Genomic DNA, 10,572 nt, shown 5'->3' on the forward strand with positions numbered 1-10,572 from the left:
CTGGGTCGCCGCCATCGTCGGCTCCGTCATCCTCCTCGCCCTCTACCGCCTCATCACCGGCAACCGCCACACCCACCGCCACGCCTGACCCCACAAACCCCAACCACCACAGCCCCGAACGGCTCCCACTCCTGCTCGACGCAGGAGGGGAGCCGTCGGCATGTACGCGAGCCAGTCTGCCTACCGGCAAGCACCCCTGCCCGGCTTTGAGCTCCTCGCCCTTTCGCCGCAGCCTGCTTCTTCCGCTTAGGCGTACCGTGTACAGGTCCCACCGCTATCGTCGCGTTTCGTGTCAGCCAAGGGCCGCTTCCCGTGGGGCCATGAGATCGCGCGCCGCCTGCTCAAGCGGTCTGTTGCAGCTCAGCGTTGGTGTTGAACGCGGATGGCACCGAGGGTGAAGGACAGATCCCCGATGTGTGAGTGCTTCAGTTGCAGGCCGGGGACGATGATGGTCCCGGGTGCGTAATTGCGCAGTTCGTTGACAGCGATGGGGCCTGTCGTTGTGGCTGCTTTGAGAGTCCGCAGTACGTAGTGAGGCTTCGCGATGTCACCGCTCGCGTCGCTGTGGAGAGTGATGACGGCGGCGGAGGGTGCGTCCTCAACGCTGAAGTACTCAATGTCCTCTTCCAGGGTGCGGAAGGTGTCGCGGCCGGTTTCGAGCGGGATGGCGACATCGACCACCGCTTCGCTGCGATCGGTGAGACGGATCTTGCTCATGCGGAACTCCATCGGTCGGAGGTGCCAGACCGACGGCAGCCGCCTGGGTGTGGCGGGGCTGTCGGCCTGGTTTCGGGGTCAGGTGGCGCGGCGGTTGCCCTGGTCGTCGCAGGGGATCTGGGTGGCAGGGCTGTGGGCGAGGAAGTCGCGGGTGGCCTGGCGTTCGACTTCGGTGATGGCGGTCGGGGTGACGTTGATGATGCCGCCGAAGGGCCGGTCGACGTCTCTGATGATGATCAGCATCGTGGTGAGGAGCGCGGTGATCACGGTCAGGGTGATGAGCTGGCCGCGGTTGTTCCTCCTCGGCAGGCAGACACCCAGGGCCGTCACCGTGATGACGAGGGTGGCGAGGAGGAACCAGAAGATCGCGCTGGGAATGCTGGAGGTGGCCTGGGTCAGGCGTTCCTCGCGTTCGTCGGAGCGCTTGTTGTCGGCGGAGACGAGCATCCCGAAGACCGGTTTGCCCTCCAGCGTGCGGAAGGTCAGGCGCAGGTCGGTCGACCAGACGCTGGGGGCCGGGGAGCCGTTGCCGTCGGCCATCGCCGGCCACTCCTGCACGCGCACGGCTCGGGCGTAGCAGACGGCGTCGGCCTGCACGCGGGCGCGCCCGGCAGCGGGGGCGTATTCGGCGGTCTCCACCAGCTGGTCGACGGCGCGGGCTTCGCCGCGGGAGGCGACCTCAGCCTTGCCGTAGGAGCCGTTCGCGGTGACGAGGACGAAGGACAGCAGCAGCACGGTCATCGTCAGCAGCGGGCCGACGAGGTCTTTCACGGCCATGCCCTCGTCGTCCTCGACGTTCAGCAGGCGCGGGCGAAGCCAGCGGTTCGCGGCCAGGCCCGCGAGCAGGGCGAGTGCGGCAACGACGATGACGAGGGCCACAGAGGGCCACCTCCACAAAAGAGTCCAGGGCAAGGGCCCAGCAAGAATCGCCGGGGCCGCGTGATCATCCCCAGACCGGCAAGACGTACGGAAGAACGGAAACGTTCACTCGCCTCCGCATGAGGGACGGCCCTTCCACCAGGCAGACCAGACATGCCCCCACTCCGCGCCCGGCGTGCGCCCCGGCGCGCATCGGTCCATCTCAGGCGCTCTCGTCCATCCGTGGCCCTGCTCGGCTACGAAGCCAGAAGTGCCTGATGAGATCGAAGCCGGGCGCGGGGTTCTCCTCCGGACCTGCTGCGCCGTCGCCCCCCGCCCTCTTCACCTGCTCGTGGACGGGGCTACGCCCTTCACACCGCAGCGCCGCAGGGCTTCCCAAAAGGTGGGAGGCACAGGGTTCTCAGGGGAGGGCAAGGTGTCACGGCTGTACGTCAGCGCCGGCCACTCGTCTTGTTTGAGGTGATCGGCTCAGCCGCCTCGGCTCGCGACACCGCGAGACCGCATGTGTTTCGAACCGTACTTCGCGCGGGCATCAAGCAGAACCCGCCACCGGCCACCGCCCGCCATACGACCGGCTTCCGCGGGGTGTCTGGGCGGCTGATGTCGAGACCGAGGGAACGCGGTCAAAGGTGTGCCTCGCGCAGAGGCCACCGATCGCCTGAGCCCCGGGCCGATGCGGCCCGGGGCTCAGAGGCTTGCCGTGTGTGGCCCTGGTGGAGGCCCAACTTGCGGAGTACGTCGCCGATCGCACCTTCCTCAAGAAACAGGGCGCGGCGGCCGTCGGCCTGTGGAGGCTGCCCTGGAGGTTTCGGCGGTGAGGCGGCGCAGGGGCATGCCCTGTTCCCATGCGGCCGGGCGCCAAAGAGCCTGGCGGCGCGCTGTGGGCTCATGGGCGGCGACGAGACCGGGGTGTTCGCCCAAGGGGCTGCGCTCAGACCTCGCCGCGCCAGGAGCCGCTCTCGTGGCCTCGGTCCTCGATGTACTCCTTGAACCGCTTCAGGTCGCCGGTGATCTGTCGCTTGACGAGGCCGAGCTTGTCGCCGACGTTCTCCTTGAAGCCCTCGGGGTCGTAGTCCAGCTGGAGCATCACCTTCGTCCTGTTCTCCTCCAGTCGGTGGAAGGTGACCACCCCGGCCTGCCTGACCTCACCGCTCAGCGTCGTCCAGGCGACCCGCTCGTCAGGGATCTGCTCGGTGATCTCCGCCTCGAACTCCTTGGTCACCCCGCCGACCTTGGCGACCCAGTGCGTCATCGTGTCGGTGCGCTGATCGATGCGCTCCACACCCTCCATGAAGTGCGGGAACGACTCGAACTGCGTCCACTGGTTGTAGGCGGTACGCACGGGGACGTCGACCTCGACGGACTCTTCGACCTGCGACATAGAAGTCTCCTTCTCTCTTCACCGGCCGGCATGTCCCGGCCGTATCGGGGTGCCCTTTCTCTGCGGCTCCTGTGCCCCCGTTCCGCGTTCTCATGACCCCCTACAGACGAATTGGCGACACCGTCCTGCGTGTGCGGTGAGATCCGGCCACAGCGCATGGTGGCGGGACGACGCGATCTGGCGGCGCCCTGACTTACGCGCGGACAGCCAAGCGGCCGGCCCTCACTGTGGGGTCACTCGCCCAGCGCGCCAGAGCTGCCTTCCGCGGCCCGTCGATGACCGCAGCGACAATCGCCGCTGCGGTTCTGATGTCTGCTGAAGCTCTTCGAGCGGTGCCGGTCGCGGGCAGGCGTGGTGCCTGAAGACGCACTTCTCGGCGGCTTCGCCAAGGTTGTGCCAGAGGTGCCACCTATCAGCAACCTGGAGAGCCTGCGCGGTGCCGGGGGTGGCTCTTTCGGCGTAGAAGCGGGCGCGGTCCCGGCAGATGATTGCGATCCCGGACCTTTCGGACAGTCAGGCCGCGGGGGTGTCCGCCTCCCGATTCGGCAAGAGGTCCACAGGGCGGCGGGTCTCGACGTCGACGAGCACGGTTCCGTGGATCCGGCACTTGCGTTGGGCGTCTTCGTCGACTCCGACCACGCGGGGCGCGGAGGCGGGCGGATCCTGCAGCGAGGTGATCAGCCTGAGCAGGGTGTTCCGGCTGACCCGCACCCCGAAGGCATCCGACATCCGCGCGCCAGCACGTCCAGTGAGCGCGAGCCCGACCGAGACCAGTGTCGAACGCAGCCGCTCCGTACGCCGCCCGAACCGACCGGTGAGCCTCGGCACCTGCTCGACAGACGTCTTGCGCGGACATGCCTCATCGACGCGGAGGAACCGCACTCGCAATGACACCACGACCAGCTTGCCGGCGGTTGGCAGGTCACTGGGAAACCGCCGGCAGGAGCCGTGGGTTCGCACTGACCAACACCCGCAGCCCGGACAGGTCGCCCCAAGGGCAGTGGTCTGGACGCCTCCACGCGCACGACAGTGTCGGTCACCTCGACCAACTCCACCGATACGTTCTCCAGCGACCGGAACAGCAGCTCATCCCGCTGCGGCCGTACTTCGCTCACGGGGCGGAACTGACGACCCCGCTCCTCCCCGGCAGAGCGACTTTCGGGCGATCTCGTCCGCCATCCGACGACGAGCAACCGTCACGCTTCGTACCCGCCCACAAGAAGTGGACCAGAGCCGCTTGTCCTGATCGCCCTCATCGTCCACACCGGACCCGACGACTCTTAACCCCCGGCCGGCAACCCCGGAGCGCTATCGCTCCGTCCGCAGGCGGACGGCCCGCACCCTGGTGCGGGCCGTCCGGCTGCCGGGTACCCCGTCCGGTACCGCGCACCGCGTTTGGCGAAGACGGAGTCTGGCGGGGGCCGGGGGGCGTCCTGTGGTGGTGTCAGCAGACGGGCACGTTCCAGTCGGTGTTGGTGGGCGGCTGCTGGCCGGGGGTGTCCCCGTTCATGAAGGTGTTGGTGACGGCGTAGTAGCCCTTCCAGGGGCTGGTGGCGATGCGGTACCACCAGCCGTCGGGGTTGGCGCTTTCGATCTCGGGGGCGTAGACGCGGCATTCGACGTCGACCCAGGTGCTCTTGGGGATCCGGGTGCCGGGTCCTCTGGCTCCGTGGGGGTTTTCGAAGGTCGGGGAGCCGTGGCTGCCGCTTTGCTCGGGCACCGTGTGCTTGACGGGCGGCGGTGGGGGCGCGCTCGTCCTGGTGGGGGTCGGGGGTGCGGGAGGCAAAGTGGTCGGACGCGGTGCCTGGGTGGTGGGAGGCGGGGCCGTGGTGGTGGGCGGCAACGTGGGGGTGGGGGTCGGGCCCGGTGTGGTGGAGGGGGACGGTTCGGGGGTGGGGTCGGGCGGGGCGGGGGGCAGAGGGTGGAGATCGAGCAGGCGCTGGGTGGTGCAGACAGGGGTGCGGATCTGCTCGGGGACAGGGATGAGGGCGGAGTAGATGTAGCCCTCTTCGCCGGGTTCGGGGCTGCCCTCGGCCTGGATGACGTAGAACCAGCGCTTGTGGGTGGCCGGGTAGCCCTCGGGTGCGTAGGAGTCGGTCCAGCACCACATCTGTACGGATGCCCCGTCGGCGAGGTAAGCAACGGAGGATTCGGGGCAGTCGTGGGTGCCGTAGGGGTTGGGGCCGGGGCAGGGGCGGATCTTGACCGGTGTGCCGGGGGTGTCGGTCTTCACCTTGCTCAGGCCCGCGGTGCGGCTGATCTCCGGGTGGGGCTGCGGGGAAGGCTTGGTGGCCATCTCGACGGTGGTCTTGTCGTCCGCGGTGGGGCCGGGGTGGGCGGCAAGGTAGCCGATACCGGCGGCGGCGGCCACGAGCGCGGTGATCGCCGCCGTCTTGATCGCGGTCTTGCGTGGGTGAGACCCGGTCGGGCGGGTGCGGGGGTCGGGTGCCACGAAACGCTCCTGTCTCGGGGGCGAAGCGGTACGGACGGCTGCTCGGTCAGCAGGCGGGCAGAGAGTCGCGGCCCGTGTCGACGTACAGGGCCGGTGCCCATGCCTGGACGGGGCTGGTCATGCGGTACCAGATGCCCTGGGGGCCTCGATCCTTGGCGGCGGCAGGGCCGGGGTAGGCGGTTCCGGCCTCGATGGGGCGGCCGCCGGTGACCTGACACTGCACGACGAGGGTGTCCCCGCGGTTGAAGGCCCAGGTCTGGCCGGGGGCTTCGCCCTTGCGGTAGGTGGAGGCGGCGTTGACGATGTCGGACTGTGATCCGCCGCTTCCGCCGTCGTTGGACCAGGCGAAGGTCGCGCCGAACCCCGCGGGGCCCGGCGGGGAAGTTGTGGTCGGCGTGCTCTGCTGCGTGGCGCCGTCGGTGCCCGGGGAGGTGGAGGAAATAGGCGGCGCGGAGGGCTCAGCCGTGGTGCCGGCGGTGGATGTGGGAGTCCCGGCTTTGCCGGAGGGCGGAATCGTGTCGCCGTCGGTGAAGAGCGCGCCCAGCTTCATCGAGCCGAGGACCATGCCGGCGAGCACGAGGACCGTGGCGGTGACCAGCGCCGGCTTCGATCTCCACCACGGTCGCTCGGGGACGGGGCCCGGGTCGGGTGGCAGCGGACCGGGATGGGGCGCAGGCTCCTCCTCTGAGCCGACTTCCGGCTCCTCTGGGACGGTCATGCGCGGTGCGACCGGGATCGAGCCGCCATGGGGCTGGGGCGGGAACCTCTCGCCAGGGTCTCCCCCGCACCGGCGGTAGGCATCGGCCCACTTCTGCGCCAGGGCGGTGGTGTTCTCGATGCCCTCGTACTCGGCACAGATACGGACGACGAGTTCGATCTTGTGCCACTCCGGCTGGGTGTCGGGCAGCCGTTTGTCCAGGAGCTGGCTGAAGGTGTTGGTGCTGTCGTAGGAGCGAAGGTGCGGGTAACGCCTGGCTATGTCCCGGCTTCGCTCAGGGAGCTTGTCGAAGGAGATTTTTGCGGTCTCCCGCAGGGTGCGCAGAGCCTGTCGGTACCCCTTCCAGTCCTGCGCCTGGTCTAACTGCTCCCGCCACGTGGCCATGGGCGCCGCCCCTTTCACGACTCGTGCCGAGAGTTAAGCACCTCCAAGGGCCCAGATGGCCCGAATATCGCGTTCAGTGACCTATGCGCGAGGATGTCGATCTTGTCCATCTGGTGTGCATGTACGCCGCTGACCTCGGTGAACGCCCTTCACCAGAGCGCAGAAAAATACAGGAACGATCTTCGCTGGAAGACGCTCCGAACAGCGCTGTTTCCTCGGACCAAGCCGCTCCGCACAGCCACCCGCGTCCACTCGTCCGGACACGGGGGCAGGGGTCCAGAGAGGAAACGCCGCCGATGGCCACCACCAACCCTCCCGCCCAGGAACCGACGAGGACCGAGAAGGTCATGGCGATCATCATCGCCCTCCTGTCGGGCGTCATCGCCGCCCTCGTCGCCTACATGATCACCCGTCACCTCGGCGGCACCCCGCTCGTGGGCGTGGGCTGCTCCGGCGTCAGCTTCGGCGCGGTCCTGGGCATCGTCAAGGGCATCGAGGAGAAGCTCGGCCTGCTGTAACCACCCGCTCACCGTCCCGCTTCACGCCGAACGGCCCGCACCGGATGGTGCGGGCCGTTCGGCTGCCAAGGACCCCGTTCGGTGCTGCGGGCCACGCCTGGTGAAGACGAAGCCCGGCGGGGCCGGTGGGCGGCCGGCTCGCGGCTACGCCCTCGCCAACGCCGCGGGCGGGCGCCAGGGGGCTCGCCCCTCCGAACCGAGTGCATCCGACGCGGGAAGTCACCGCCGGGCGAGGATCACGCCGATGCAGGCCACCACGACGGCCGCCGCTCCCGTGGCGACAGCCAGCGGCGGAGCGAGGGCCGGGTGAAGGTAGGTCACGTAGGTGAGGCCGCCCAGGAGGATCGCGGCGACGAGCGCCAAGAGGAACAGGACCAGGAGACGGAGCGTGGACACGGACGTTCCCTTCGTCAGGCTCACCGGCAGGAAGCGCGGCAAGGTGGGCACCCGGTGTGGGTGCTTGTGCTTCCACGCTGGCGGTCGGCGAGAGGCCCTTGACGCGATGCGCTGCGAGAACGCCGGAGACTGACGGGCAAGAACGCCGTTTTCGGCGTGTGGCTCCACGATCTGACAGATCCTGAAACCTCGCCGAGGGGGAAGGGGCAGGGCATGTCCACCAGGATCACGATGCCGACCGAGGAACAGCTGGCGCCCGGGCCGTTGCGCGAGCTGATCAGCGGCCTGCACCGGCTCTACATGGACGCGGGAGCTCCCTCCTCACGGCAGGTCAGTGCCGCGATCGAGAAGGACGACGAGGCCCGGGGCAAGCCGAGCCACGAGACCGTCAGCGCGATCCTGCGCCGCCCCGGCCAGGTACCGCGGTGGGAGAACGTGCAGTCGATCGTCCGCACGCTGGCGTCCTGGTCCCACCGCCGGCCCGACATCGATGCCGAGGTCAGCCGTTTCCACCAGCTCTGGCAGGCCGCCGAACTCGCCCCCACAGCCGCTGAGGGAGAGTCCGGCCTTTCGTGGCACGTCGACCCCGCCGACTACAGCCGACCCCTGCCCAAGGCCATGGCTGCCCAGACCGAGCCCCATAGCCTCGTAGCCCTCCTGGAGCAGGTGGACAACGAAGGCCAGGACCGGCTGCTGCCGCCGCTCGCGGCCGCGCTGTGGAAGCAGCCCGAGTCCGCGACCTACTGCGTCGAAGTCATGGACGAGTTCCGCAGCGCGGGGCATGTGAAGCCGGCCCACGCCGTCCTGGTCGCCGGCGCACTCAGCTGCCAGTTCCAGGAACTGGCGGCGCTCCTCCGTGCACACGGGCGGCCGGAAGCCGACCAGGTCGCCGAGACAGCGCACCGGCACATGCCTCTGCCGTTCGTCTGGGAGCACATCGGGACGCTGGCCCCGGACACCAAGCGCCTCGGCGACACGACCCCGGCACGTCGCCTCTTCGAGAAGATGACCGAGCATCGCGAGCCGTCAGAAATCGTCAGCTTCCTCGCGTCCTACGAGCTCCACGCGACAGATGCCTACGACCGGGGGCAGCTCGCCGACACCTTCCTGACCGTGCTCGCCACTACCTACGACAAGGAGCAGCTGCTCGAGCTGACGGATCACCTGCGTGACACCGGCCTCTCCGCGGAGACCAGCCGTGTGTGGCGCCACATCGCCGAACAGCGCACCCCACTCGCCCCCGTACTACGCACCCTTCGCGACAACGAGAGGACGTGGGAGACCACGGCCGTCTTGCGCCGCCTGATCCCCCCGCTCTTCCTCCCCCCGTACCAAGAGGACACCCCATCGCGTGCAGCACGCCTGAGTGCCGTCCTCGACGAACTCCCGAAAGCCGGCCTGTACGAGGAGACCGAAACCCTGCTCCAGCTCATCGCCGACTACTGCCGCTCCCAGGAACGCGTCCGGGACGAGTACAAGGCGCTACTCACCCCCTACAGACTCTGAGGCCCACCGCTTGCCCAGTCGGGCAAGAACCATCTTGATACGCCGGCCCCCTGGCTGACGGATGCGGCGCCCGCATGATCTGCATGCTCGAGTCAGCCCTGAGTACAGCGCCCCTGGTATGTGACGACCTCAGTATTGCGGCCCTCTGAGGCACGAGAGGTGGCCCGAATACTGCATTGATCAGTGCGCCTGGACGCGGACCTTACTCGTCGTCGACGTGGCGAAGAACTGCATCCTCAGGTATCCACGGGAACCTGATTCCTGGATACCTTGCCTGCCGGGCTTCGTACGGGTCGAAGGCGAGGACTGCCTCGATGAACGGCTGGGGCGGCAGGTAGTTGTGGTCGACGACGTAGTGGCCGATGAGACTCGGAGCGGCGAAGACGGTGCCGGGGCTGCCGGGGACGCGGATCTCACCAGTTCCGGCGCTTGCGCGTAGGCCTCCCGGGCGTGGGGTGTACCAGGGGTGGGAGTCGGGGAGCGGTGTCGAACAGAGATCGCACTCGTGCAGGCCTGACATGACATTGACTCGCTGGGCGTCGATTATGGCCAGGAGCCCGCGGGCGAATTCCCTGGGAGGCTGGCCGCTCGTCCACGTGCGGCCATCTTCCAGCCAGCCTACGTTGAATCGGTCATAGACTGGCCGAAAGCTCACAAAACGGAGGCCGTCGGTGAGGTCGGTGAAGACATCACCTTCGCCCCCGTAGCCATATTCGTCTCCATAGGCGTATGGGCTGAGGTCCGCGTAGAACATGTGCTCATCATCGCGCCTGCCCCGGGACCGCTCGGAACCCACTGAACCAACGAGCGCCTGGCGGCCGTGGGAGTCAGTGGCTTAACGGACCACTCGCAAGGCCTTGCGCACACCTTGACGGTTACGCCCGGCTCTGGCGCTGTCGGGTGCGGAGGATGCGGACGGAGGGGCCTCGAATACCCCACCTGCCGGCGGAGCGACACCACCCCGGCCGCGCTGCGGTCTGCCCCGGGCACCAGAGCAGACCGCGGCGAGATCCACTGCTGTACGGGCGATCCCCTTTCACCCGTCCCTATTGACAGGTGAATGTTCCAGGCAGATGGGGAGGAAACGGCGAACGGTCCCGGCGGGACGGGCCGGCCGGACAGAATGGGTGCGGGTCGGAGAATGCCTGGGCTTGGAGCTGGCTCTCCGGAGCCGGTCACGCCAGGGCTGAGACCTTCCCCCCAGAACGCGCCCAGGGGACCGGGCGCACAGCACGGCCGTCGCCGCCGCGCGTAGAGGAGCACGGCACGCCAGGGCCTCCGCCGTGGCGTGCCCGCTGTTTCGTGTACGACGTTCTCGTCTCCGCGCTGCCCGAGTTTCTCGGGAGTCTGTCCGCCGGCCTCGTCATCGCCGGCGTGACCTGGACCGTGCGACAGCTACGCGCCCGGCCGTCCGCATCCGCAGCCCCGGCCGCCGAGACCGGCCAGGGGCCGGACAGCGACGGAACCTCGGTGTCCTGAGCGTCCGGTGTGCCGCCGGCGCTGCGAGGGCTGGCGTGCGTCCGGCGCCCCGGGGGGGGGGGGGGGCCCGGGGGGGGGGGGGGGGGGGGGGGGGGGGGGGGGGGGTGGGGGGGGGGGGGGGGGGGGGGGGGGGGGGGGGGAT

Annotated in this window: 10 protein-coding genes and 1 pseudogene; 3 read left to right on the forward strand and 8 right to left on the reverse strand. The window is 68.9% G+C overall.

Translation table 11 applies throughout. The annotated features are described in order from the left end of the window. A pseudogene (locus ACZ60W_RS33065) lies at positions 1 to 88 on the forward strand (GlsB/YeaQ/YmgE family stress response membrane protein); the annotation flags it as partial. A gap of 272 nt (positions 89 to 360) precedes the next feature. Here ACZ60W_RS33065 and ACZ60W_RS33070 read toward each other — a convergent pair. From ACZ60W_RS33070 to ACZ60W_RS33095, 6 genes are all read right to left on the reverse strand, one after another. Further along, a complete protein-coding gene (locus tag ACZ60W_RS33070; RefSeq protein ID WP_469759095.1) occupies positions 361 to 717 on the reverse strand; it encodes a hypothetical protein in 357 nt (118 codons plus the stop codon). Positions 718 to 795: 78 nt separating this feature from the next. Next, positions 796 to 1,596: a bestrophin-like domain gene (locus tag ACZ60W_RS33075; RefSeq protein ID WP_469759096.1), complete on the reverse strand. Its 801-nt coding sequence runs from the start codon at positions 1,594 to 1,596 to the stop codon at positions 796 to 798. A gap of 931 nt (positions 1,597 to 2,527) precedes the next feature. Further along, complete coding sequence (locus ACZ60W_RS33080; RefSeq protein WP_469759097.1) at positions 2,528 to 2,977, reverse strand: SRPBCC family protein; 450 nt, start codon at positions 2,975 to 2,977, stop codon at positions 2,528 to 2,530. Between the two features lie 513 nt (positions 2,978 to 3,490). Next, positions 3,491 to 3,937 carry a transposase gene (locus ACZ60W_RS33085; RefSeq protein ID WP_469759098.1) on the reverse strand — a complete coding sequence of 149 codons (447 nt, stop codon included), beginning with the start codon at positions 3,935 to 3,937 and terminating at the stop codon, positions 3,491 to 3,493. A gap of 484 nt (positions 3,938 to 4,421) precedes the next feature. After that, a complete protein-coding gene (locus ACZ60W_RS33090; protein WP_469759099.1) occupies positions 4,422 to 5,429 on the reverse strand; it encodes a hypothetical protein in 1,008 nt (335 codons plus the stop codon). A 46-nt stretch (positions 5,430 to 5,475) separates the two neighbouring features. Continuing rightward, positions 5,476 to 6,531 carry a hypothetical protein gene (locus tag ACZ60W_RS33095; RefSeq protein ID WP_469759100.1) on the reverse strand — a complete coding sequence of 352 codons (1,056 nt, stop codon included), beginning with the start codon at positions 6,529 to 6,531 and terminating at the stop codon, positions 5,476 to 5,478. Positions 6,532 to 6,827: 296 nt separating this feature from the next. On the opposite strand from ACZ60W_RS33095, the gene ACZ60W_RS33100 reads away from it, so the two are divergent. Continuing rightward, positions 6,828 to 7,049: a hypothetical protein gene (locus ACZ60W_RS33100; protein ID WP_469759101.1), complete on the forward strand. Its 222-nt coding sequence runs from the start codon at positions 6,828 to 6,830 to the stop codon at positions 7,047 to 7,049. 219 nt (positions 7,050 to 7,268) lie between these two features. On the opposite strand, the gene ACZ60W_RS33105 is transcribed toward ACZ60W_RS33100, so the two are convergent. Then, entirely contained in the window at positions 7,269 to 7,445 is a 177-nt protein-coding gene (locus tag ACZ60W_RS33105; protein WP_469759102.1) for a hypothetical protein, read from the reverse strand. Between the two features lie 213 nt (positions 7,446 to 7,658). Between ACZ60W_RS33105 and ACZ60W_RS33110 the strand changes: the two genes are divergently transcribed. Beyond that, positions 7,659 to 8,951 carry a hypothetical protein gene (locus tag ACZ60W_RS33110; RefSeq protein ID WP_469759103.1) on the forward strand — a complete coding sequence of 431 codons (1,293 nt, stop codon included), beginning with the start codon at positions 7,659 to 7,661 and terminating at the stop codon, positions 8,949 to 8,951. A 202-nt stretch (positions 8,952 to 9,153) separates the two neighbouring features. Here the strand turns inward: ACZ60W_RS33110 and ACZ60W_RS33115 are convergent, their stop codons facing one another. After that, on the reverse strand, positions 9,154 to 9,705 hold the full coding sequence (locus ACZ60W_RS33115; RefSeq protein WP_469759104.1) for a DUF7919 family protein: 552 nt from the start codon (positions 9,703 to 9,705) through the stop codon (positions 9,154 to 9,156). Positions 9,706 to 10,572 lie beyond the last annotated feature (867 nt).

It is taken from the genome of Streptomyces sp. NPDC104202 (assembly GCF_055584185.1).

Excerpts from the sequence above, each read along its gene's own strand:
- ACZ60W_RS33095 (WP_469759100.1), bottom strand. The coding sequence starts at position 6,531 with ATGGCCACGTGGCGGGAGCAGTTAGACCAGGCGCAGGACTGGAAGGGG.
- ACZ60W_RS33070 (WP_469759095.1), bottom strand. The coding sequence starts at position 717 with ATGAGCAAGATCCGTCTCACCGATCGCAGCGAAGCGGTGGTCGATGTC.
- ACZ60W_RS33115 (WP_469759104.1), bottom strand. The coding sequence starts at position 9,705 with ATGTTCTACGCGGACCTCAGCCCATACGCCTATGGAGACGAATATGGC.
- ACZ60W_RS33110 (WP_469759103.1), top strand. The coding sequence starts at position 7,659 with ATGTCCACCAGGATCACGATGCCGACCGAGGAACAGCTGGCGCCCGGG.
- ACZ60W_RS33100 (WP_469759101.1), top strand. The coding sequence starts at position 6,828 with ATGGCCACCACCAACCCTCCCGCCCAGGAACCGACGAGGACCGAGAAG.
- ACZ60W_RS33080 (WP_469759097.1), bottom strand. The coding sequence starts at position 2,977 with ATGTCGCAGGTCGAAGAGTCCGTCGAGGTCGACGTCCCCGTGCGTACC.